The following is a 22,478-nucleotide window of genomic DNA, read 5'->3' on the forward strand; positions in this document are numbered from 1 at the left end:
ACCGCAGTGGCCGAACCGACCGAGACGAGGGACACGGGAGACACCGCGAGCGGGGGCACCGCCCGCACGGCGAGGGCCTCCGGCTTCCGGGTGGTGGGCGCGGTCCTCGTCCTGCTGATGCTGTCGTCCTCCGTGCCCTCCGCCCTCTACGTGCTCTACCAGCAGGAATGGGGGCTGTCCTCCGGAGACGTCACGGTGGTGTTCGCCGTGTACGCCGTCACCGTGCTCGCCGGGCTGCTGCTCTTCGGGTCCCTCTCGGACACCCTGGGCCGGCGACCGGTCCTGGCCGCCGCCCTGGTCCTGGCGATCGTCTCCATGGGCCTGTTCGCCGGGGCCGGCGGGCTCGGCCTGCTGCTCGCCGCCCGCGCCGTCCAGGGGCTGGCGGTGGGCCTGGCCACCGGGGCGATGGGCGCCGCCCTGCTGGAGCTCAGCCCGAGCAACCGGCCCGCGCTGGGCGCCCAGGTCAACAGCGCCGGCCCGACCGTCGGCATCGGCCTGGGCGGCCTCGGGGCGGGACTGCTCGTCCAGTACGCGCCCGCCCCCACCGTACTCAGCTACCTCCTGCTGGCCGGGGCCTTCGCCCTCGCGCTGGTCGGGGTCGGCCGGATGGCCGAGAGCGCGCCCGGGGCGGACGGGCGCCTGCGGGTGGTCCCGCACCGGATCCGGGTACCGGCCGCCGTGCGGCGGCGCTTCGCGGTGCTCGCGCTGACCGTGGTGGCCGTCTGGACCGTCGGCGGCTTCTACCTCTCGCTCGGACCGCACCTGGCCCTGTCCCTGTTCCGCAGCACCAACTACCTGCTGGGCGGGGCCACGGTGGCCCTGCTCGCCGGCGCCGCCACCGCCGCCCAGCTGCTGCTCGGCCGCACCGAGGCACTGCGCACCGCCGTGCTCGGCCTGCTCGGGCTGCTCGCCGGGCTCGCCCTGGTGCTCCTCTCGCTGGGCACCGGCTCGGCGGCCGTGTTCCTCGTCGCCACCGCCGTGCTCGGCAGCGGCTGGGGGGCCGCCTTCCTCGGCTCCTTCCGCGCCCTCAGCGCACTCGCCGACCCCGCGCACCGGGGCGAACTCACCGCCGCCGTATACGTCTTCGCGTACCTCGCCATGAGCGTCCCGGCGGTCCTCGCCGGACTCCTGACCAACATCCACGGGTTGCAGCGCACCTCGGTCGGCTTCATGGCGGCCGTCGCCGGGGTGTGCGCGCTGGCCCTGCTGACGACCCTGCGGCTGGCCGCGCGCACCAGGGCCGAGGGGAGCACCGCATGAGCACCGCGGAACTGCGAACGGCGCTGCGCGGACTGGAGATCTTCGCGCAGCTCACCGAGGACCAGCTGGACTGGCTGGCCTCCGTCTCCGAGCCGCGCGTCCTCGCCGACGGGGAGGTCCTCTTCCGCGACGGCGAGGAGGCCACCGGATTCCACGTCCTGCTCTCCGGCGGACTGGTCGTCACCAAGGTCGTCGACGGCCGCGAGGAGGTCCTCACCCGGCACTCCACCGAGGAGGAGAGCGCGGCCGCCGAGGACCACGACGGCAAACCCTCCGCCGCCCACCGCTTCACCGGGGAACTGCCGCTGCTGACCGACGGATCGTACGTGGCCACCGCGTCCGCGAGCGGGCCCGCCACCACCGTCGTCGCCTATCCCAAGCCGGTGTTCTTCGAGATGCTGACCCGCTGCCACGGGGTCGCCGCCGTCCTGATCCCCGTACTGGCCTGGCGGATCAAGTCCTCCGAGGTCCAGGCCCGCAAACGGGCCACCGTCGAGGCCCTGGGCACCCTGGCCGCCGGCCTCGCGCACGAGCTGAACAACCCGGCCGCCGCGGTCGCCCGCGCCGCGCAGGAGCTGGCGCCCGCCCTGGACCGGCTCACCGCCACCGCCTGCGCGTGGGGCGCGGCCGCCACCGGCGCGGAACGCCCCGTGCTGGACCGGCTCGCCGAGGAGCTGGACAAGCTCCCGCCGCCGGACACCACCGACCCGCTCGCCCAGGCGGACGCCGAGGAGGAGATCGCCGACTGGGCGGAGGCGGCCGGCGCGGAGCGCCCCGGGCTGCTCGGCTCCGGCGCCGCCGACCTCGGGCTGGAGCTGGGCTGGCTGCTGGAGCGGCTGGAGGGCATCGGCGAGGCCACCCTGCCCGCCGCCCTCGACCACCTGGCGGCCCTGCTGGAGGCCCGCTCGCTGGCCGCCGAGCTGCGCGCGGCGGGGCCCCGGATCTCCCAGCTGGTCTCGGCCACCCGGGACTACGCCAACCTCGACCGCGCCCCCGAGCAGCGGTTCTCCGTGCCCGACGGCCTGGAGAACACCCTGATCGTGCTGCGTTCGAAGCTGCCGGGCATCACCATCGTGCGCGAGTACGAGGCGGGGCTGCCCGAACTGGACGGCTACCCCAGCGAGCTGAACCAGGTGTGGACCAACCTGGTCGACAACGCGGCCGAGGCCATGGAGGGCTCCGGAACCCTGACCCTGCGGGTGCGCGCCGAGGGGGCCTGCCTGGTCGTGGAGATCACGGACACCGGCCGCGGGATCCCCGCGGATTCCCTGCCGCGGATCTTCGAGCCCTTCTACACCACCAAGGACGTGGGCAAGGGGACGGGCCTCGGCCTGCACCTGAGCTACCGCATCGTGACCCAGCGCCACCGCGGGTCGATCACGGCCCGCTCAAGGCCGGGGGAGACCCGGATGGTCGTCCGGCTGCCGCTGAACGCGGCCGCCGCCTGCGCCGAACCGCCCGCCGGAGCCGAACCAACCTCCACACCCTGAAAGGGAGTCGAACATGGCCAAGTACGACATCGCCAGGCTGCACCCGGTCTTCGTCCGCCAGATGGACGCGCTGGCCGCCCTGGACATCGAGGCGGTGATGAAGAACTACACCGACGACGCCGTGCTGCTGCGCTTCGAGGGGGCGTCGGTGGGCATCGAGGCGGTTCGCGAGACGTTCACCGGCTATCTCACCCTGAAGCCCGCGCTTGTCGAACTGCAGGAGTACGTCGAGACCGAGGACACCATCTTCTACCGGGCGATCATGAACCTGAACGGCGAGCCGGAGAACGCGTTCGGGACGCTCGTCGTCCGCGATGGCCGGATCTGGCGCCAGACGGCCGGCTTCGGCGGCTGACGGCCCTTTCCTGGGTAGCGTGTGCGGGGAGGGCGCGGACCACGCCCTCCCCGCACGTGTGAATGAATTTCACGAAGGGGAGGCCATGGAGCAGGAAACCAACCGGGTAGAGGCGTTCAGCGACGGCGTATTCGCCATCGTGATCACCATTCTGGTGCTGGAATTGAAGGTTCCGGAAGGGCAGGGGTCGGAGCTGTGGCACGGGCTCTGGGAGCAATGGCCGCACTACGCGGCCTATGTCGTGAGTTTCCTCATCATCGGCGTCATGTGGGTGAACCACCACACGATCTTCAGTCACCTCAAGCGGGTCGACAGGCCGCTGTTGTTCCTGAATCTCCTGGTGCTGATGGTGGTATCGGTGATTCCGTACACCACCAACGTGCTCGCCGAGCACCTCACCGACGGGGAATCGGCCAATGTGGCCGCAATCCTCTACAGCGCGTGGACCGTCGTGTACGCTCTCGCCTTCCTGGCCTTCTGGTGGTACGTCACCAAGGTCGGGCACCTCTTCCACGAAACCGTGGACAAAGACGGGGCCCGGGCCACCCGCGTCCGATTCGGGCTCGGCGCGGTCGCCTACCCCTTGACCGTCGTTCTGTCCTTCTTCTCGGCACCTCTCACTCTCGTCGCACACTTCCTGATCGCGCTCTACTACGCTGCGAACCAAATCCCGATCCCGCTCGTGGTAGAGGAAGAGCGGCTCGAATCTGCCAGCGACCTCAGGAAGTAGCCGCCCGGGCCTACGGCCGTTCTTCGCGGTCAAGTAGGGTCAAGGATCTAGTCTGGTCGCGGGGGAGGCCCAGATGGTTCGCGCAGTGCTGCCGGAGGATTCCACGAGGGAAATCTCCGAATTGATCGACGATTTGATCGCGCTTTTCTTCGAGTCCTTACCCCGGCGGGACCAGCGGAACTGGGCCCGCGTTTATCTGAACGGGCTCGTCCGCACCACCGGGAAGAAAACGATCCGAAACATCGCCGGAACAGGGGCGAGTTCCGTCGAGCAGAGCCTCCAGCAGTTCATCAGCAAATCACCCTGGGACTGGACCCCCGTACGCCGGTCCCTCGCCCAGCACCTGGAACGCACCGCCCAGCGCCCGCTGGCCTGGGTGGTGCAGCCCATGGTCATCGAGAAGGCCGGCGACCGCTCCGTGGGCGTCGGCCGGCAGTTCGTACCCCAGCTCGGCCGCACCGCCAACTGCCAGCAGGCCTCCGGGATCTGGCTCGCCTCCAGCGAGGCCGGCTTCCCCGTCGAATGGACCCTCACCCTCCCCGCCCCGTGGACCAGCGAACTGCTGCGCCGCAGGGCCGGGATCCCCGACACCGCACGGTCCCTCACCCCCGCACAGGACGCCGTGCACGCCGTACAGCGCATGGCGGCGACCTGGCAGCTGCAACGCCGCCCGGTCGTCATGGAGGTCTCCAACACCGACCTCCCGCAGACCATCGAGGCCTTCGCCCTCCAGGACATCCCCTTCGTCCTCAAGGTCGACGGCTCCCTGCCCGTCTCCTTCGGCGGCGCCGGCCGCCAGCGGCCCGGACCGTACACCGCGCCCGCCCGCGAACTGATCGACTCGCTGCGCTCCCAGCGGCGGGTCGTCGAATGGACCCGGCACGGCCGCACCGAGGGAGCGGTCACCCTGCTCACCTCGGCCGCCATACTCGCCACCCCCGGCGAGGAACGCCCCGCGCCCGCGCCGCCCGCCCCGCTGCTCCTGATGGGCGCCTGGACCGAGACCTCCCTGCTGCCCTCCGAGTTCTGGATCACCAACATCGGCGACCGGCCGCTCGCCCAGCTCTTCCTGCTGGCCAAACTCACCGACCGGGTCGCGCTGGACTTCACCGAGACCTGCGAACCCGTCGGCATCCGTGACTTCGAGGGCCGCTCCTTCCGCGGCTGGCACCACCACGCCACCCTCGCGAGCGTGGCCCACGCGGCCCGGCTCCTCGGCACCGGCGGGCGGACCCCCGACCCGGTGCCCCGCAGCGCCCCCGCCCGCTACCAGGGCCCCGGCGCCCCCCGGCCGCCGGCCGTCCTGCCGCCCCGGCCCCTGATCCCCGAACAGTCGGCGCGCCGCGCCTACATCCGCTGATGCTCGACATCACCGCCGGGCTGCGGGCCTGGTACGCCGAGCGCCGGGAGTTCGCCCTGGCCACCGTCGTCGCCGTCAGCGGCAGCGCGCCCCGAGGACCCGGGGCCTCGCTGGCGGTGGACGCCGGGGGCACCGCGCTCGGCTCCCTCTCCGGGGGCTGCGTGGAATCCGCCGTGCACGAGCTGTGCCTGGAGGCCATCGCCACCGGGACCGGCGGCGTCCACCGCTTCGGCCACAGCGACGACGACGCCTTCGCGGTGGGCCTGACCTGCGGCGGAACCCTGGAGGTGCTGGTCACCCCGGTACGCGGCCGGGACCCCGTGCGGCCTGTCATCGGGGCGGTGCTGGACGCCGCCGCCGGCGGGACCCGCGCCGCCCTGGCCCGGGTGGTCTCCGGGCCGCCCGGCCGGCTCGGGCGGGCCCTGGCCGTCCACGCCGACGGCTCCTGGCAGGGCGGCCTCGGCGGCGGCGCCGCCCTCGACCGGGCCGCCGCCGAGCGGGTCCGGGCCCTGCTGCTGGCCGGGCGGACCGGCACCGCCGAACTGGGCACCGCCGGCGGGCTCTGCGGCGACCCGCTCACCCTGCTGGTGGAATCCGCCGCCGACCGACCCCGGCTGATCGTCTACGGGGCCGTCGACTTCGCCGCCGCCCTGGCCCGGATCGGGGCCTTCCTCGGCCACCGGGTCACGGTCTGCGACGCCCGGGCCGTCTTCGCGACCCCGGACCGCTTCCCCGGCGCCGACGAGGTGGTCGTGGACTGGCCGCACCGGCACCTGGCCGCGGAGGCCGCCGCCGGGCGCCTGGACACCCGTACGGCCGTGTGCGTCCTGACCCACGACGCCAGGTTCGACGTACCCGTCCTCACCCGGGCGCTGCGGCTGCCGCTGGCGTACGTCGGCGCCATGGGCTCCCGCCGCACCCACGAGGACCGGACCGCCCGGCTGCGGGCCGAGGGGGTGACCGAGGCCGAGCTGGCCCGGCTCAGATCACCGATCGGCCTGGACCTGGGCGGCCGCACCCCCGAGGAGACGGCCCTGGCCATCGCCGCCGAGTTCACCGCCGCCCGCCACGGGGCCCCCGCGACCCCCCTGACCGGCGGCCGCGCCCCGATCCACCGCCCCGCACCGGCCGGCGCTACCCCGGCAGGCCCTTCACATGGTCGATGACCTTCCGGAACTCCGCGGTCGGGGAGAAGTCCACGTACTCGGTGTCCGCGAGCGCCACGGGGATGTGCCCCGGCCCCCAGTAGAAGGCGTCACCCGCCTCGTACTCCTCGTCCCCGTCGGCCGTGCGCATCCTGAGGCGGCCCTTGAGCAGGTACCCCCAGTGCGGGCACTGGCACATGTCACCCGGCAGACCCCTGACCGCCTCGGTCATGTCCGTCCCCTCGGGGAGCCGGAAGAACCCCACGCTGAGGTCACCCCCGATCTCCTCGACCCGGACCTCCAGACCGCCGCCCTCGATCTCGACGGGCGCCGATTCCCGCGTCGTCCTCGCCATCGCTCCTCCGTCCCGAAGGGTTCCGTCCCGAAAGGTGGATCCGTCCACCTCCCACTGTCCGCGCCACGCCGCGATCCCGCCCTCCGGGACCAAGGTCCCGTAGGAACAGACCATGCGGCCCGGAATGTCCTGGACGATCGGCCGGGGCGGCGTGAACGCCAGGTCGTGGGAGAATGAAGTACGTGCGTTTCCTCGGCTGGCTGCCCCGTCGAGGCCGTAGAAAGATCCTTCGATCGACTGGGATGTTCAGCACGTGCGTTTCCTCAATGACCTGAAGCCGCCGTACGACCTGACGTACGACGATGTGTTCATGGTGCCGAGCCGCTCCGCGGTCGGCTCCCGCCAGGGCGTGGACCTCTCTTCGCCCGACGGCACCGGCACCACCATTCCGCTCGTGGTGGCCAACATGACCGCCATCGCGGGCCGCCGCATGGCCGAGACCGTCGCCCGCCGCGGTGGAATCGTCGTCATCCCCCAGGACATCCCGATCGAGGTCGTCACCGACGTCATCTCCTGGGTCAAGACCCGCCACCTCGTGCTCGACACCCCGATCACGCTGGCGCCCACCCAGACCGTCGCCGACGCCCTGTCGCTGCTGCCCAAGCGCGCCCACGGCGCCGGAGTGGTCGTCGACGCGGACAACCGCCCGGTCGGCGTCGTCACCGACCACGACCTCACCGGCGTGGACCGCTTCACCCAGCTCTCCGAGGTCATGTCGAAGGAGCTCCTGCTCATCGACGCCGACATCGACCCCCGCGACGCCTTCAACCAGCTCGACGCGGGCCACCGCAAGCTGGCCCCGGCCGTGGACAAGGACGGCAGGCTCGTCGGCATCCTGACCCGCAAGGGCGCCCTGCGCGCGACCCTGTACACCCCCGCCACCGACGCCAACGGCAAGCTCCGCATCGCGGCCGCCGTCGGCATCAACGGCGACTTCGTCGGCAAGGCCAAGCAGCTCCTCGACGCCGGCGTGGACACCCTCGTCATCGACACGGCCCACGGCCACCAGGAGTCGATGATCAACGCGATCAAGGCCGTCCGCGCCCTGGACCCGAAGGTCCCGATCGTCGCAGGCAACATCGTCGCCGCCGAGGGCGTCAAGGACCTCATCGACGCCGGCGCCGACATCATCAAGGTCGGCGTGGGCCCCGGCGCCATGTGCACCACCCGCATGATGACCGGCGTGGGCCGCCCGCAGTTCTCCGCGGTGCTGGAGTGCGCCGCCGAGGCCAAGAAGTACGGCAAGCACGTCTGGGCCGACGGCGGCGTCCGCCACCCGCGCGACGTGGCCATGGCCCTCGCCGCCGGCGCCTCCAACGTCATGATCGGCTCCTGGTTCGCCGGTACGTACGAGTCCCCGGGCGACCTCCAGCAGTCCGCCGACGGCCGCCTGTACAAGGAGTCCTTCGGCATGGCCTCGGCGCGCGCCGTGCGCAACCGCACCTCGGAGGAGTCCGCCTACGACCGCGCCCGCAAGGCGCTGTTCGAGGAGGGCATCTCCACCTCGCGGATGTTCCTCGACCCGGCCCGCCCGGGCGTCGAGGACCTCATCGACTCGATCATCGCGGGCGTCCGCTCCTCCTGCACCTACGCCGGTGCCGGCTCGCTGGCCGAGTTCGAGGAGAAGGCCGTCGTCGGCATCCAGTCCGCCGCCGGCTACGCCGAGGGCAAGCCGCTGCACGCCAGCTGGAGCTGACCCGCCGTCCCCGTGGCCCCGGCCCCGCCCTCGCGGCGGGCCCGGGGCCACGGGCGTCCCCGGCGGCCTACGCCGGCGGCGCGCCCGGCCGGCCCGGGGCCGAACTGTGCACGCCCGCACGGTACTTGGGGATCCGCACGGTGACCTTCGTCCCCGCCCCGAGACCCGTCTCCACGACGATCCCGTACGCGTCCCCGTACACCTGACGCATCCGCTCGTCCACGTTCGGCAGCCCGATCCCCGACGCGGACCCGGCCCGCTCCCCGGCCAGGATCCGCCGCAGCCGCTCCGGATCCATCCCCACGCCGTTGTCCTCGATGGTCAGCACCGCCTCCGCGCCGGCGTCCCGCGCCGCGATCGTGATCCGGCACTCCTCCGTGGAGTCCTCCACCCCGTGCTTGACCGCGTTCTCCACCAGCGGCTGCAGGCAAAGGAACGGCAGCGCCACCGGCAGCACCTCCGGCGCCACCTGCAACGTCACCTTCAGCCGGTCCCCGAACCGGGCCCCGGCCAGCGCCAGGTACCGCTCGATCGACCGCAGCTCCTCCGCCAGCGTGGTGAACTCCCCGTGCCGGCGGAAGGAGTAGCGCGTGAAGTCCGCGAACTCCAGCAGCAGCTCCCGCGCCCGCTCCGGATCCGTCCGCACGAACGAGGCGATCGCCGCGAGGGAGTTGAAGATGAAGTGCGGGGAGATCTGCGCCCGCAGCGCCTTGATCTCCGCCTCCATCAGCCGCGTCCGCGCCCGGTCCAGCTCCGACAGCTCCAGCTGCACGGAGACCCACCGCGCCACCTCCGTCGCCGCCCGCACCAGCACCGCCGACTCCCGCGACCCGTACGCGACCAGCGCCCCCAGCACCCCGTCCTCACCGGTCAGCGGCGCGAACACCGCCCACCTCAGCGGGCACTCCGGCCGCTGGCACTCCGTCCGCAGGCTCTGGCTGCGCCCCGACTCCAGCATCACCGCCACCCGGGCCATCGCCCGCCTCTCGTGGTGGTCGGCACCCGGGCCGTCCCAGGCCAGCACCGCCTCCCGGTCCGTCAGACACAGCGCCTCCGTGCCGAGCAGCGACCGCAGCCGCCGCGCCGCCTTGCGGGCGGCGTCCTCGGTCAGGCCCGCCCGCAGCGGCGGAGCGGCCAGCGAAGCCGTGTGCAGCGTCAGGAAGGTGGCCCGCTCGACCGGCGTGCCCAGCTCCAGCCCCGCCGCCCGCTCCCCGCGCCGGGCCTGCCACCGCCCCCCGGCCCATCCCAGCCCCAGCAGCAGCACCGCCCCCGCCGCCGCCAGCACCCCGAGCGCGGCCCCGCTCACCAGGCGCCCCCCGCCGCCCGCTCCCCGGCCACGCCCTCGGGCAGGTGCAGCCGCGCCAGCGCCGCCGCCGTCCCCGCCGGGACCCGGGACCGGGTGGCCAGCGACACCAGCACCATCGTCAGGAACCCCAGCGGCACCGACCACACCGCCGGCCAGGCCAGCAGCGCGTGCGCCCACCCCCGCGGCGCCACCCCGCCCCGCGTCGCCAGCACCGCGCCCAGCGCCGCACCGCCGCCCGTGAGCAGCCCGGCCACCGCACCCGGCGGGGTCAGACCCCGCCACCAGATCCCCAGCACCAGCAGCGGGCAGAACGAGGACGCCGACACGGCGAAGGCCAGCCCGACCGCGTCCGCCACCGGCACCCGCGTGCCCACCGCCCCGCCCGCCAGCGGCACGGCCATCGCCACCACCACCGCCAGACGGAAGCTCCCCACCCCCCGCCGCGGCAGCACGTCCTGGTGCAGCACCCCCGCCACCGCCATCGTCAGCCCCGACGCCGTCGACAGGAACGCCGCGAACGCGCCCCCCGCCAGCAGCGCCCCCAGCAGCTCCCCGAGGACCCCGCCCAGCATCCGCTCCGGCAGCACCAGCACCGCCGCGTCCGCGTCCCCCGTCAGCGCCAGCTCGGGCGCGTAGATCCGGCCCAGCGCCCCGTACACCTGCGGCAGCAGGTAGAACACCCCGAGCAGCCCCAGCACCACCAGGGTGGTCCGCCGGGCGGCCCGGCCGTCGGGGCTGGTGTAGAAGCGCACCGCGACGTGCGGCAGCCCCATCGTGCCGAGGAAGGTGGCCAGGATCAGCCCGTACGTGGCGTACAGCCGGTGCTCGCGGTCGCCCGCCGACAGCGGCCTCGCCCAGCCGGGGGAGTCCGGCGCCGCGCCCGCCCGGGACGCGGTCTGCGGGACGACGGCCCCGCGGGCGAACTCCAGCCGGGTGTGCGCCCGTACCGTGTGCCGGCCGGCCGCCAGGGTCACCGGGGCGTCCGCGTGGTCCAGCCCGTCCACCCGCCCCGTCACCGTCACCGTGAGCGGCTCGTCCAGCGACAGCCGGACGTCCTGCCCGACGGTGACCGCGGTGTGCTCCCGGAAGACCGCCCGCGCGTCGAAGGACGCCCGCGGCGCCCCGTCCCCGGCCCACGCGGCCAGCAGGAAGAAGGCGGGCACCAGCAGGGCGCACAGCTTGAGCCAGTACTGGAAGGCCTGTACGAAGGTGATGCTGCGCATCCCGCCCGCCGCGACGGCCGCCGTCACCACGAAGGCGACGACCACGCCGCCCGCCCAGTGCGGGGCCCCCGTCAGCACGGTCAGCGTCAGCCCGGCCCCCTGGAGCTGCGGCAGCAGGTACAGCCAGCCGACCCCGAGCACGAACACCACCGCGATCCGCCGCACGGCCTGCGACTGGAGCCGGGCCTCCGCGAAGTCCGGCAGGGTGTACGCGCCCGAGCGCCGCAGCGGCGCCGCGACCAGCACCAGCAGCACCAGGTACCCGGCCGTGTAGCCGACGGGGTACCAGAGCATCTCCGGCCCCTGGAGCAGCACCAGCCCGGCGACGCCGAGGAAGGAGGCGGCGGAGAGGTACTCCCCGCTGATGGCCGCCGCGTTCAGCCGGGGGCCGACGGTCCGCGAAGCCACGTAGAAGTCGGAGGTGGTCCGGGATATCCGCAGCCCCAGCGCGCCGACCAGCACCGTCACCAGCACGACGGCGGTGACCGCGGTCAGCGCGTACGTCTGGTTCACCGGAGGGTCCTTCGACGGGGGAGGGGATCCTGGGAGTCTACGCAGCGCCTCCGGCGGGACGACAGGCCTGATCCGGCCCCTGGATCACACCGCCGGATCGCGGTGTTCCGCGCAGTCGCGCAGGGCGATCTCCAGCTCCACGTACGACTCCTCCGCGCGCCGGAACGCGAGCGTCAGGGCCGCCTCCGCACGCGGGGGCAGGACGCGGCGGGCGTCCTCCTGCGCCTCGAACAGCACGTCGGCCCAGCGGGCGGCCGCGCTCCGCAGCCGGGCCAGCAGCTGCTCGGCCTCGGCGGGCCCCGACGGGCGGGTGCGGGGCAGTCCGCTCAGCGCGTCCAACAGCGCCTGGATCTCGGACATGTCGCTCCTCCCGGGCCGGATAATCCACGATATGCGGGCGCGGCCCCGGCGACGGACCACGGAGGGCGGCCCTGCGGCCGACGGGCCCGGCGGATCGCCGTACGCCCTTCCCCGCGCGACGAACGGCGTGTTGGTACGCCGGGCGGTCGTACGCCGGTCCGCCCGCGGCCGGGTGGCGGCCCGTCAGCCGGTGGCCTGCCGCATCAGCAGGTCCCGCAGCTGGCGCGCGTGGCGGCGGCTCACCTGGAGCTCGGCCGCGCCCACGCGGACGCTGGTGGTGCCCGCGTCCAGCCGGAGTTCGTCGATCCGGGCCAGCGCCACCAGGTGCCGGCGGTGGATGCGGACGAAGCCGCGGGCCGCCCAGCGCTCCTCCAGCGTGGACAGCGGGATCCGCACGAGGTGGCTGCCCTCGTCGGTGTGCAGCCGGGCGTAGTCCCCCTGGGCCTCCACGTACGCGATGTCCGCGATGGCCACGAACCGGGTGACGCCGCCCAGTTCGACGGCGATCTGCTCCGGCGCCCGCTCCACGGCCGGCGCCGCGCCCGGCGTGCGGCGCGGCGCGGGGACGGCCGCCCGCTCCGGCTCCGGCCGCGGTTCCCGCACGGGCCGGGCCAGCAGTTCGCGGGCCCGCCGGACCGCCTCGGCCAGCCGTTCCGGCCGTACGGGCTTCAGTACGTAGTCCACCGCCTTCAGGTCGAAGGCCTGCACCGCGAAGCCCTCGTGCGCGGTGACGAACACGATCAGCGGCGGCCGGGCGAACCCGGCCAGCAGCCGGGCGATGTCCAGCCCCGTCAGCCCGGCCATCTGGATGTCCAGGAAGACCACGTCGATAGCGTCGGGCCCGTCCGGCCCGCTCTCCACCGCGCGGGTGATCCGGCGCAGGGCCTCCGTGGCGTCCGAGGCGCCCTCGGCGCTGCGCACGCGCGGGTCGGAGCGCAGCAGGTAGAGGAGTTCCTCCAGGAGCGGCTTCTCGTCGTCGACGGCCAGTACGCGCAGCATGGGGCCGAGTCTAGGGAAGGCGTCCGCCGCGGCAAACGGTGCGCGGCCCCCGCCGGGGGGAGGGGGCGGGGGCCGCGCGACTTGGGGTGGGGGTCACTGGGCGGTGATGAGCCCGCCGTCGGGGGCGACGGCGTACCAGGTGCCGCCGACGCCCTGGCCGTTGGTGTCGCCGGCCTTCTTGTCACCGGTGAAGGTGTAGACCGGCCAGCAGTTCACCGTCTGCTGCTTCTTGCCGTCGGGGCGGTCCAGGACCAGGTAGTTCTTCTCGATGATCCCCTTGGCGTTCGCCTTGTCCACCGGCGGCACCACCGGCCACTTGGCCAGGCAGTCGCCGGTGCACTTGGAGACCATGGGCCAGGCGGTGTCGGGCTTGAAGCGGTAGACCGTCATGCCGTTGCCGTCGACGATGTGGTCGCCCAGCTTGGGGTCCTTGGCCACCGTCAGCGCGCCCGAGGCCTGTCCGGCGCCGGCGGGGGCGGGGGAGGCCGCCGCCTTCGCGGCCTTCTTGCCGTCGGGGGCGAAGGCGAACCAGGTGCCGCCGACGCCCTGCCCGTTCAGGTCGCCCGCCTTGGTGTCCTTGGCGAAGCGGTACACGGGCCAGCCGGCCACCGTCAGCTGCTTGCCGCCGTCCTTGCGGACCACCTCGCCCAGCAGGGCGGGGTCCATGCCGGCGGCTGCCGTGACCTCGCCCGCCGCGACCACCGGCCAGGCCTTGGCGCAGTCCCCGTCGCAGTTGGAGGCCGGCGGCTTGGCGGTGTCCTTGTCGAAGCGGTACAGGGTGAAGCCGGCGCTGTCGGTGAGCACCGACCCGAGCTGGTCGGTGGCCGCGATCGCCAGCTGTCCGGCGGGCTTCGCGGCACCGGCCTGCTGTGCGGGCTGCTGCCCGTCGGCGTAGGGGTCGGCGGCGGGAGCCTGGGCGGACGCGGCCCCGGCCGGACCGGTCGCGCCGCCCTTGACGTTCGTCCCGCAGGCGGTCGCCGCCAGGGTGACGACGACCGCTACGGCGGCCAGGGTGGTTCCGCGCTTGATGCCCATGGTGTTCTCTCCCACTGTGTGTCCGCCGGGTCCGGCTCCGGTCCGCCGCGTCGTGCGCGGCCCGGGGACCCGGCTGCTTGTGGGGGACACGGCACCGCGGGGGCGCCCTGTTCAGCGGGAGCGGTATGGCCTGTCTCACTCACCCGCCGTCGAACCCGGCCCGCCTCAGGGCCGTGACCACAGCGAGGCCGAGGACCTGGTGTCCGGCGTCGTTGGGGTGCAGCCCGTCGGCGAGGTGTTCGGGTCCGAGCACGTCCCGGCCCGGCAGCAGGGCCAGCCGGCCGTCCCCGGCGGCGATCCGGTCCCGGACGGCCCGCTCCATCGCGTCCCGCAGCGCGCCCAGGGTGGCGCCCAGGCGGTTGGGGGTGCGCTCGGCGTCGGGGCGCAGCACGGGGGACAGGAGCAGCAGGGGGGTGCGGGGGTGGCCCTGGCGGACCAGGTCGAGGAACACGCGGGTGGTCTCGTACAGCAGCGGGGCCGTGAAGGGGACGCGGGACCAGCAGTTGGTGCCGAAGGCGAGGGTGAGGACGTCGGCGGGGAGCGCCGCGAGCTGCTCGGCGGTGGCGAGTTCGCCGCGCGCGGCGCCGGCGTAGCCGAGGTTGACGGTGTCGAAGCCCAGCGCGCGGCCGGCGACGGCGGGCCAGCCGTGGGCGGGCCGCGTGGACCACCAGCCCTCGGTGATGGAGTCGCCGTGCACCACCCAGCGGGGGGGCCCCGGGGGCGGGGGCGAGGTCGCCGCCGATGCCGCGCAGCCCCAGGATCAGGGGGGACTGGCCCTCGGGCGGGTGCAGGGTGAACGGGCCCTGCCGCTGCTCCGGCAGGTCCAGGCGTACGACGGACTCCGCGGCGGGCTCGGTGAAGACCTCGGTGAGCAGCCCGTGCCGGTTCCACAGGGCGAAGCCGTGCGAGAGGTCGCGCAGCGCGTCGGTGGGGCCGGGCACGGCGGCCCGGTAGCGGATCTCCACCGCGTGCGCCGTGCGCGTGGTGAACTCCAGCCGCACCCCGATGGGGAGGGTGGCCCGCTCGCCGGTGTCCCAGGGCAGGCGCATGGTGTCGTCCGGGTCGGCGCGCACCGGGCGGCCCCGGTCCAGCCAGGCGACCCCGCGCAGGAAGGGCCCGGGGTCCTGCCAGCTGCCGTCGGGGCCCAGTGGTGGTCTCAATCCGGTCTCCGATCGTCGGGTACGGGAACGTCGCGCCGGCCCCTCACGTACGAGGCCGGCGGCGGGGCGGGAGGGCGGGGCGGGCGTGGTGTCGGCGGTCTCGGCGACCCGGCCCGGCGGTGCGTCGGCGGCGTCGCGCTCCCTCCCCCCGGCCCGAGCGGTGCGGCGGCCGCGGGGTCCACCCCCCCCCGGGCCACTGCGTTCACCCGTACCCCGCGCGGGCCCGGTTCGACCGTGGCGGACCGCACCACTGAGCGGCCAGGGCGGCGCGGCCGGGAACCCCCCGCGGCGGGGCCCTGTGCAGCGATCGATCATCCGTGCGCAACAAACGACCATGCCGGGCGGATCCGCGCAACGATCGTCCGCCAATGTGCAAGGATGGTGCATTACGGGCGGTATCACTCTGCTCGTAGGCTCACCCCCTGTACGTGGAGTGGCGCGGACCGCCTGCTCGGCGGTCCCCTCATGCCCAGACGGGCTCACTCCTGTCTGACAACTGCTCCGGACCGCTGCGGTCGACGCCCGAACCGTCCCCATCCGCAGTGTCAAAGGAGTCCCCCCGTGCTCGATCAGGGCCAGGCACCCACGCTCTCCCCGGAGACGCGCAAGCCCGTGAACCCGCTCATGCGGCGCAAGCCGGTCGAGCGGCTCGTCTCCGAGGGCGGCCAGGGCGAGGGCGGCACGCTGCGCCGCTCGCTCACCATGTGGCAGCTGACCATGATCAGCATCGGCGCCACCCTGGGCACCGGCATCTTCGTCGTCCTCGGCACCGCCGCCCCCAAGGCCGGCCCCGCCGTGACGATCTCCTTCGTCATCGCGGGCCTGACCGCCCTGTTCTCGGCCCTCTCCTACGCCGAGCTGGCCGGCTCCGTCCCGGTCTCCGGCTCCTCGTACTCGTACGCCTACGCCACCATGGGCGAGCTCATAGCCTGGATCTGCGGCTGGTGCCTGGTCCTGGAGTACGCCGTCTCCGTCGCGGCCGTCGCCGTCGGCTGGGGCCAGTACCTCAACGAGTTCCTCGACGGCACCATCGGCGTCACCATCCCCGAAGCGGTCTCCGCACCGCTGGGTGAGGGCGGCTTCATCAACCTGCCGGCCCTGGTCGTCGTCCTGCTCTCGATGGTCTTCCTGATGCGCGGCGCCAAGGAGAGCGCCACGGTCAACTCGATCATGGTCGCGGTGAAGATCGTCACCCTGCTGCTCTTCATCGGCATCGGCATCATGGGCATCAAGGCGGGCAACTACACCCCCCTCGCCCCGCTCGGCGTCACCGGCATCAGCGCCGCCGCCTCCACCCTCTTCTTCTCCTACATCGGCTTCGACGCCGCCTCCACCGCCGGTGAGGAAGCCAAGAACCCCAAGAAGGACCTGCCGCGGGCGATCATGCTCTCGCTGGCCATCGTCACCGTCCTCTACGTCCTCGTCGCCTTCGTCGCCGTCGGCGCCATGCCGTGGCAGGACTTCGAGGGCACCGAGGCCGCGCTCGCCCAGATCATGACCGACGTCACCGGCACCAGCGTCTGGGGCGTCGTCCTCGCCGGCGGTGCCATCGTCGCGATCTTCTCCGTCGTCTTCGCCGTCCTCTACGGCCAGACCCGCATCCTCTTCGCGATGTCCCGCGACGGCCTCGTCCCCAAGGTCTTCGCCAAGGTCGACGAGAAGACCGGCGCCCCCCGCGCCAACGTGGTGATCGTCTCCCTGTTCTGCGGCGTCCTCGCCGCCTTCATCCCGCTGGGCAAGCTCGCCGACGCCACCAGCATCGGCACCCTCTTCGCCTTCGGCCTGGTCAACGTCGCCGTCGTCATCCTGCGCCGGACCCGCCCCGACATGCCGCGCACCTTCAAGGTGGCGCTCTTCCCCGTCACCCCCATCCTGGGTGTCCTCGCCTGCGGCTACATGATGTTCAGCCTCGATATGGCCACGTGGATGGTCTTCGGTGGCTGGATGATCGTGGGCCTCGTGTTCTACTTCCTGTACGGCGTCCGCCGCTCCCGACTGGCCACCGAAGCTGAGGTGGCCACAGCAGAGAAGTGATCCACCCGCAGTGCGACTGAACGATCTCGACGAACGCATCGTGCACGCCCTCGCCGAGGATGCCCGCCGCTCCTACGCGGACATCGGCTCCGAGGTCGGGCTCTCGGCCCCCGCCGTCAAGCGGCGCGTGGACCGGCTGCGGGCCGAAGGCGCCATCACCGGCTTCACCGTCCGCGTCGACCCGGCCGCCATGGGCTGGGAGACCGAGGGCTTCATCGAGATCTACTGCCGCCACAACACCTCTCCGGACGACATCCGGCGGGGGCTGGAGCGGTACCCCGAGGTGGTGTCCGCGTCGACCGTCACCGGCGACGCGGACGCCCTCGTCCAGGTCTTCGCCTCCGACATGAGGCACTTCGAGCGCGTCCTGGAGCGCATCGCGGGCGAACCCTTCGTCGAACGGACCAAGTCCGTACTCGTCCTCAGCCCGCTCCTGCGCCGCTTCACCTCGGGAGCACCCGCGTAACGGGCACCCCCACGCCCCCGCCGGCCGTCCGGCGGGGGCGTCGGCGTACCCGGCGACGGGACGCGGGGCTGTCAGCGGCGCGTGCCACCATCGGGCGCATGAAGATCCAGATCCAGCCGCCGGCCGACCCGCACCTCTCGACCGCCTACACCGACTGGGCCCGCGCCCACGACCCCGGCTCCGCGCCGGCCGCCGTCGCGCTGCTCGACGAGGCCCTCGGCACGATCCACCTGGCCTACGAGAAGCCCGGCCGCTACGTGGACGGCCTGGAGCGGCGCGTCCGGGACCTGGACCCCGCCCACCTGCCCTGGTTCTGGGACACCATCGGCCACAAGCTCATCGCCTGGCACCTGCGCTCCGCCGCCCGCGCCTACACCCTGGCCCGCAAGGCCGAACGCGGCCACCGCCTCCCCGTCGACCCCGACTGGCACCGGGCCAACGTCCTGCTCTTCGCCCGCGCCGGAGCCCTCCCCGCCACCGAACTCAGCGGCCACCAGGCCTGGCTGGCCGAGGCCCTGGAGCCCGCCGCCGCCCACGAGGAGTACGTACGCGTCCTGCGCGCCTGGGCCGCCTCGCCCGGCGAACTCCCCGCCGACCTGGCCCGCCGCGTCCGCCTCTCCGCGCGCGCCGCGGGCCTCGACACCGCCGAGGAAGCCCGCGTCCTCGGCCTCGTCCTCGGCGCCGCGAAGGGCAAGGAGGTCCCCGACCGGCTGTTCGACGCCGCCGCCAAGCCGCTCACCGCCCACCCCCCGGCGCAGGAGACCGCGGCCCTGCTCCTCGACCTCTTCCCCGAGAGCCGCACCGACGCCTCCTCCTGGCTGCGCCTGCTCCTCGGCTGCGGCGTCGCCGAAGCCGCCGCGGCCGGGCGCATCGCCCCCCAGGGCGGCCTCACCGAATGCTTCTCCCGCTACGCCGGCCGCTACGCCCACGGCCGCTGCGGCAGCGGCCTCATGCGCCAGCCCATGCCCGCCGAACTCTTCGAGCTCCTCACCCTCTTCGCCCCCCGGCTGCGCGCCGCCCAGAGCCCGCTGCGCCTGCACGAGGACCGCCACGCCCACCGGGGACTGGACGCCGACCTCCTCGACGCCTGCCTGTCCGAGGGCATCGCCGTCCAGGACCCCGGCCCCGCCGTCGGCCTGGTGTTCTGGGACGCCCGCTCCCGCCGCGACCTGAAGGCCCTGGCCGCCGACCCGGTCTTCGGCCCCCGCCTGGAGGGCACCGTCCACGCCCGCCTGCGCGGCTCCGGCACCGCCATCACCCGCCTCCCGCACAACGCGGGCATCACCGCCGAGGTCCACGGCCGGATCGAGGGCCTGCTCGCCGCCCTGCGCGGCGGCGGCCTGGCCGCGGCCGACGAGGCCGTCGACGAGCTCGCCACCCTCCTCGACCGGCCCACCGCCCGCGCCCTCGACGGCATCGACGAAGCCCTCGCCGCACCGGACCTCACCGGCCCGCTCGCCCGCGCCCTGCGCGCAGGCCTCCCCGAGGAGTACGGCTGGCCCGCCCTGGAAGAGGCCGTCGCCACCCTCGGCGGCCCCGAAGCGGTCACCGGAGTCACCTGCACCTGGCCCCTGCTGACCGTCTACGGCCCCGACCGCGCCGTCACCGTCGACCACGCCGGCCCCCGCGCCTCCTGCACCTTCCGGCTCCCCGGGGAAGCCACCGCGCACACCGTGCACCACGTCGGCGGCGCCTTCCTGGTCGCCTACGGCACCACCCCCAAGGCCTCCTCCGGCGACCGGGCATTCTGGGCCGACCGCCCGGAGGACGTCTTCGAGCCCGAGCAGCAGCTCGGCCTGCGCGGCTACGGCGGCAGCAGGGACCTCGGCTACCACTTCCAGACCCCCGACGGTGGCGGCCGCCACGAGGGCGGCTCCGTCCTGCGCCCCGGCGGCCGCGAGGGCATCGGCTCCTACGACGCCCAGATGAGCGACGGCCGCCGCTACTGGAGCTCCGGCGGCGTCGGCCCGCGGACCGGACAGGTCCTGACCCGCGTCCACCCGGAGACCGGCGAGGTGCTCCCCGACACCACGCCCCCGGAGTTCCACACCGCCGCCGCACTGCCGCCCGGCACGCAGCGCTTCTCCGCCTCCTGTCAGTCCCTCGCCGCCCTCCCCGAGGGCGCCCCCGCGTCCCCGCTCGGCCAGGACGGCCGGCTCGTCGGCTTCCGCGTCCTCAACCACACCCCCTACGCCGGCCCCTCGCCCACCTCGTTCGTCCTGGAGGGCATCGACGGCCGCCGCGCCTCCTATCGCAGCCGCCGCCTGGGCCGCAGGCCCTGGGGCGTGGTCCGGATGCCCCAGGGTGGCGAGGACGGGGTGCTCACCGGCCAGGCGTCCATCCGCTGCCACGCCGCCGAGGACAACTCCCTCCTGTGGCAGGTGCCCGGCTTCCCCGGCTCCGACGAGCGCCACACCCCCGGCTTCGGCGAAGCCGCGGGCCCCGTACCGCCGCCCGCCTACTGGCACTTCCTCACCCCGCGCTGCGAGGCCTCCTCCACGACCCTGCGCACCCTCGACGACACCGCCGTACGCGCCCTCCTCGACGCCGCCCTCGCCGGCGACCCCGCCCCCGCCCTGCCCGGCGGCCTCGAACCGCGCATCGCCGCCGGAGCCGACCGGGCCGCCCGGCTCGCCGCCGACGTGCTGCGCCGGCTGCGCTCGCTCGCCCGCCGCACTGCCCTGATGCGGGCCGCACCGGTCGTCACCCTGCGCACCGAGGTGCCCGACTCCGTGCTCGCCCCCGCCCTCCACCCGCTGCTGTCGCTCCGCCGCCGTTACTACAACGACCCCGAGCCCACCCGGCAGCCCGCCATGCTCACCGCCGTCGCCGCCGACGGGCGCCACCTGCGCGGCGAGATCGGCGACGAGGCGCGCGTGCTGGCCCGGCCCGCCGACCCCGAGCCCTGGGAGCCGCTGCTCGGCCGGATCGGCGCCGTCGCCTGGCGGGCCGCCGCCGCGACCACCCCCGAGGAGGAGCGGACGGCCCTGGCCGCGCTGCTGGACACCTGGAGCGGGCAGCCCTTCGCCGAAGCCGGCGGCACCTGGCGCACCGGCCGGGCGGCGGAGGAGGCCCTCGCCGCCCTCCGCGCCGCCGGGCACACCCTGGCCTCCGGGGCCGTCCGCGGCGGCCGGGCCTGGTTCCTCCAGCGGGCCGCCGACCCCGCCCCCGAAGGCGCCGAGGACTGCCGGACCACCACCGTCGAGGACGCGGACTCCGTACGCCTGCCCCGGCTGCTGGAGCTGCTGGCCGAGCGGGGCCCGCTGCCCGCGGAACCCGCCGCCCGCGAGGCCTTCGCCCGGCTGACCGGGGTCCGGGAGACCGTCGCGGCCCTGGTCCTCGCCGGGTTCCCGGCCCGCGAGGACCACGGCGAGCACCTCAAGCTGCTGGCCGCCGCGCCGTTCAGGGCCAACAAGTCCCTCGCCGAGGAGTACGGGGGGCTCTCCCGGAAACTCGGCGACGCGGGCCGCTGCGCCGTCCTCGCCGCCGGCCTGCCGCAGGACGTGGCCGAGCTGTGGCAGCCGGGCGGGACCGTCCGGGCCGCCGAGCGGATGGCGGCCGTGTGGACCGGCCTGCTGGGCTCCGAGGAGCCCGTGGACGAGGAGCTGGCCGCCGCGCTGGAGGCCGACCTGGGCCTGCCCCTGCCCTGGGCCCGGGCCCTGCCCGCCGGGCGGACCCCCGAGGGGACGCCCTCCGGGGCGGAGGGCCTCGTACTCGTCGGCAACCGCAGGGGCGGGATCGACCTCCACCACGCCGCTCCCGACGGCACCGCCGGCAGCTGGATCCACGGGGAACCCGCCCACCACACCGCCGCCTCCGTGATCGCCTGGGCCCTCACGGAACGGCCCGTCGGCGACGCCGGGGCCCGGGGCGCCCTGGCCCTGTACGGGCGGCTGCGGGACCGGTTCGACGGCCCGGGCGCACTCGTCCCCCTGAGCGGCTTCTTCGGTGAGCTGGCCGGCATCGCGCAGGACGACCCGGCGTTCACCCCGTACGAGGGGCCCGTACTGCCCTGCCCCGAGCCGCTGTGGGAGGGCGCCGCCGGCCCCTCCACGGCCCTCGACGACGGGGTCTTCGTGGTGGCCGTGCCCAGCGGGGACGCCTTCCTGCGGATCGCCGCCCTCGCCGACCCGCGGCGGCTGGCGCGGGCCGAGCGGATCGCCGCCGGCGTCCGGGGCGGCTACCTGCTGACCGTCGTGCGCGGGCACCGGGACCTCTTCGACGGCCTCGCCCGGCTGGCCGCCCGCGCCGCGGACACGCCGGTGCCCGAGGGCGGCTACGAGGCGAACCCGGCGCTGAGCGCCCCCGAGCTGGTCGCCGAGGCCGCCGGTGTCCTGGGGGTCGGCGCGGACGCCGCCGCCCTGTACCTCCAGCTGCTGGCCCTGGTCCGCCCGACGGACCGCGCCGTCCGCCGCTGGAACGGCTGGACGGCGGCCCGGCACAAGGCCGCCCAGGCGGAGCTGGCGGCCACCGGCGCCGTGGAGAGCGGCAAGCGGGCCCGCGCGGGACGCAGCCTGTTCACCCCGGGGCCGTGGACGGAGCTCAAGGCCCCGCACCTGCCGGTGGAACACACCAAACTGGCCCCGCACCTGGCAGCCGCCTCGGGCACGACCCTCCACCCGCCGCTGCTGCGCCTGCTCGCACCACTGCCCCCGCACGAGCTCTTCGCCCGCGCCTGGGCAGAGCGGCAGCGGTAGTCACACGGACAGCGGGCGGGCCGTACGGCCGGTGAGCGCGCGGCGCTCCTCCTCCGTTAGCCCGCCCCAGACACCGAAGGGCTCACGGGTGCGCAGGGCGTGCTCCAGGCAAGCCGCGCGGACCGGGCAGCGGGCGCAGACCTCCTTCGCCGCCCGGTCCCGGTCGTCGCGTTCCTCCCCTCGCTCACCGGCGGGGTGGAAGAACCTGCCGGGTCCGAGCGCGCGGCAGGCGGCCCGCGACTGCCACTGCCAGTGGTGGAGGGCGGCGCCGGGCAGGTGTGAGAGGTCGGTCAT

18 protein-coding genes are annotated in these 22,478 nt (G+C 74.5%); 10 read left to right on the plus strand and 8 right to left on the minus strand.

Features of this window, described 5'->3' with window-relative positions:
• Positions 1–6: 6 nt before the first annotated feature.
• The 6 genes from ABD973_RS27020 to ABD973_RS27045 all read left to right on the plus strand — a co-directional run bounded on the left by ABD973_RS27020 (position 7) and on the right by ABD973_RS27045 (position 6,361).
• A complete protein-coding gene (locus ABD973_RS27020) occupies positions 7–1,260 on the plus strand; it encodes an MFS transporter (protein WP_345504756.1) in 1,254 nt (417 codons plus the stop codon).
• Positions 1,257–2,750: an ATP-binding protein gene (locus tag ABD973_RS27025; RefSeq protein ID WP_125600754.1), complete on the plus strand. Its 1,494-nt coding sequence runs from the start codon at positions 1,257–1,259 to the stop codon at positions 2,748–2,750. Before ABD973_RS27020 ends, ABD973_RS27025 begins: the two co-directional genes overlap by 4 nt.
• A gap of 13 nt (positions 2,751–2,763) precedes the next feature.
• Positions 2,764–3,105, plus strand: coding sequence for a nuclear transport factor 2 family protein (locus ABD973_RS27030; RefSeq protein ID WP_345502561.1), 342 nt, complete (start codon positions 2,764–2,766; stop codon positions 3,103–3,105).
• A gap of 85 nt (positions 3,106–3,190) precedes the next feature.
• Positions 3,191–3,835, plus strand: coding sequence for a TMEM175 family protein (locus ABD973_RS27035; protein WP_125600748.1), 645 nt, complete (start codon positions 3,191–3,193; stop codon positions 3,833–3,835).
• Between the two features lie 73 nt (positions 3,836–3,908).
• A complete protein-coding gene (locus tag ABD973_RS27040; RefSeq protein WP_125820489.1) occupies positions 3,909–5,195 on the plus strand; it encodes an IS701 family transposase in 1,287 nt (428 codons plus the stop codon).
• Entirely contained in the window at positions 5,195–6,361 is a 1,167-nt protein-coding gene (locus ABD973_RS27045) for an XdhC family protein (RefSeq protein WP_125820488.1), read from the plus strand. The genes ABD973_RS27040 and ABD973_RS27045 overlap by 1 nt, the downstream gene beginning before the upstream one ends.
• On the opposite strand, the gene ABD973_RS27050 is transcribed toward ABD973_RS27045, so the two are convergent.
• Complete coding sequence (locus tag ABD973_RS27050) at positions 6,330–6,695, minus strand: cupin domain-containing protein (protein ID WP_164720853.1); 366 nt, start codon at positions 6,693–6,695, stop codon at positions 6,330–6,332. The genes ABD973_RS27045 and ABD973_RS27050 overlap by 32 nt on opposite strands.
• Positions 6,696–6,948: 253 nt before the next feature.
• Here ABD973_RS27050 and ABD973_RS27055 point away from each other — a divergent pair, with 253 nt between their 5' ends.
• Complete coding sequence (locus ABD973_RS27055; protein WP_185899798.1) at positions 6,949–8,391, plus strand: GuaB1 family IMP dehydrogenase-related protein; 1,443 nt, start codon at positions 6,949–6,951, stop codon at positions 8,389–8,391.
• Positions 8,392–8,458: 67 nt separating this feature from the next.
• Here the strand turns inward: ABD973_RS27055 and ABD973_RS27060 are convergent, their stop codons facing one another.
• The 6 genes from ABD973_RS27060 to ABD973_RS27085 all read right to left on the minus strand — a co-directional run bounded on the left by ABD973_RS27060 (position 8,459) and on the right by ABD973_RS27085 (position 14,527).
• Positions 8,459–9,697, minus strand: a complete 1,239-nt coding sequence (locus tag ABD973_RS27060) for a sensor histidine kinase (RefSeq protein ID WP_125820487.1) — start codon at positions 9,695–9,697, stop codon at positions 8,459–8,461.
• Positions 9,694–11,433, minus strand: a complete 1,740-nt coding sequence (locus tag ABD973_RS27065; protein ID WP_125820486.1) for a sodium/solute symporter — start codon at positions 11,431–11,433, stop codon at positions 9,694–9,696. The genes ABD973_RS27060 and ABD973_RS27065 overlap by 4 nt, the downstream gene beginning before the upstream one ends.
• Positions 11,434–11,517: 84 nt before the next feature.
• Positions 11,518–11,793 carry a hypothetical protein gene (locus ABD973_RS27070; protein WP_125605385.1) on the minus strand — a complete coding sequence of 92 codons (276 nt, stop codon included), beginning with the start codon at positions 11,791–11,793 and terminating at the stop codon, positions 11,518–11,520.
• 183 nt (positions 11,794–11,976) lie between these two features.
• Positions 11,977–12,792, minus strand: a complete 816-nt coding sequence (locus tag ABD973_RS27075) for a LytR/AlgR family response regulator transcription factor (RefSeq protein ID WP_125605387.1) — start codon at positions 12,790–12,792, stop codon at positions 11,977–11,979.
• A 93-nt stretch (positions 12,793–12,885) separates the two neighbouring features.
• Positions 12,886–13,827: an SCO0930 family lipoprotein gene (locus tag ABD973_RS27080; RefSeq protein ID WP_125820484.1), complete on the minus strand. Its 942-nt coding sequence runs from the start codon at positions 13,825–13,827 to the stop codon at positions 12,886–12,888.
• A 139-nt stretch (positions 13,828–13,966) separates the two neighbouring features.
• Positions 13,967–14,527: a GDSL-type esterase/lipase family protein gene (locus ABD973_RS27085; protein WP_345502570.1), complete on the minus strand. Its 561-nt coding sequence runs from the start codon at positions 14,525–14,527 to the stop codon at positions 13,967–13,969.
• A 1,021-nt stretch (positions 14,528–15,548) separates the two neighbouring features.
• Here ABD973_RS27085 and ABD973_RS27090 point away from each other — a divergent pair.
• From ABD973_RS27090 to ABD973_RS27100, 3 genes are all read left to right on the plus strand, one after another.
• Complete coding sequence (locus ABD973_RS27090) at positions 15,549–17,021, plus strand: amino acid permease (RefSeq protein ID WP_125820483.1); 1,473 nt, start codon at positions 15,549–15,551, stop codon at positions 17,019–17,021.
• 10 nt (positions 17,022–17,031) lie between these two features.
• Positions 17,032–17,487: an Lrp/AsnC family transcriptional regulator gene (locus tag ABD973_RS27095; RefSeq protein ID WP_007262967.1), complete on the plus strand. Its 456-nt coding sequence runs from the start codon at positions 17,032–17,034 to the stop codon at positions 17,485–17,487.
• 98 nt (positions 17,488–17,585) lie between these two features.
• On the plus strand, positions 17,586–22,184 hold the full coding sequence (locus ABD973_RS27100) for a hypothetical protein (protein WP_345502573.1): 4,599 nt from the start codon (positions 17,586–17,588) through the stop codon (positions 22,182–22,184).
• Here the strand turns inward: ABD973_RS27100 and ABD973_RS27105 are convergent, their stop codons facing one another.
• Entirely contained in the window at positions 22,185–22,478 is a 294-nt protein-coding gene (locus ABD973_RS27105; RefSeq protein ID WP_125820482.1) for a WhiB family transcriptional regulator, read from the minus strand. It lies immediately after the preceding gene.

Origin of the sequence: Streptomyces racemochromogenes, assembly GCF_039535215.1 — a bacterium.
Lineage (GTDB): Bacteria > Actinomycetota > Actinomycetes > Streptomycetales > Streptomycetaceae > Streptomyces > Streptomyces racemochromogenes.

What these genes read in the sequence shown, in the direction of transcription:
- ABD973_RS27040 (WP_125820489.1), top strand. Translation starts at nt 3,909, where the DNA reads ATGGTTCGCGCAGTGCTGCCGGAGGATTCCACGAGGGAAATCTCCGAA.
- ABD973_RS27100 (WP_345502573.1), top strand. Translation starts at nt 17,586, where the DNA reads ATGAAGATCCAGATCCAGCCGCCGGCCGACCCGCACCTCTCGACCGCC.
- ABD973_RS27075 (WP_125605387.1), bottom strand. Translation starts at nt 12,792, where the DNA reads ATGCTGCGCGTACTGGCCGTCGACGACGAGAAGCCGCTCCTGGAGGAA.
- ABD973_RS27105 (WP_125820482.1), bottom strand. Translation starts at nt 22,478, where the DNA reads ATGACCGACCTCTCACACCTGCCCGGCGCCGCCCTCCACCACTGGCAG.
- ABD973_RS27045 (WP_125820488.1), top strand. Translation starts at nt 5,195, where the DNA reads ATGCTCGACATCACCGCCGGGCTGCGGGCCTGGTACGCCGAGCGCCGG.
- ABD973_RS27030 (WP_345502561.1), top strand. Translation starts at nt 2,764, where the DNA reads ATGGCCAAGTACGACATCGCCAGGCTGCACCCGGTCTTCGTCCGCCAG.
- ABD973_RS27070 (WP_125605385.1), bottom strand. Translation starts at nt 11,793, where the DNA reads ATGTCCGAGATCCAGGCGCTGTTGGACGCGCTGAGCGGACTGCCCCGC.
- ABD973_RS27050 (WP_164720853.1), bottom strand. Translation starts at nt 6,695, where the DNA reads ATGGCGAGGACGACGCGGGAATCGGCGCCCGTCGAGATCGAGGGCGGC.
- ABD973_RS27025 (WP_125600754.1), top strand. Translation starts at nt 1,257, where the DNA reads ATGAGCACCGCGGAACTGCGAACGGCGCTGCGCGGACTGGAGATCTTC.
- ABD973_RS27080 (WP_125820484.1), bottom strand. Translation starts at nt 13,827, where the DNA reads ATGGGCATCAAGCGCGGAACCACCCTGGCCGCCGTAGCGGTCGTCGTC.
- ABD973_RS27035 (WP_125600748.1), top strand. Translation starts at nt 3,191, where the DNA reads ATGGAGCAGGAAACCAACCGGGTAGAGGCGTTCAGCGACGGCGTATTC.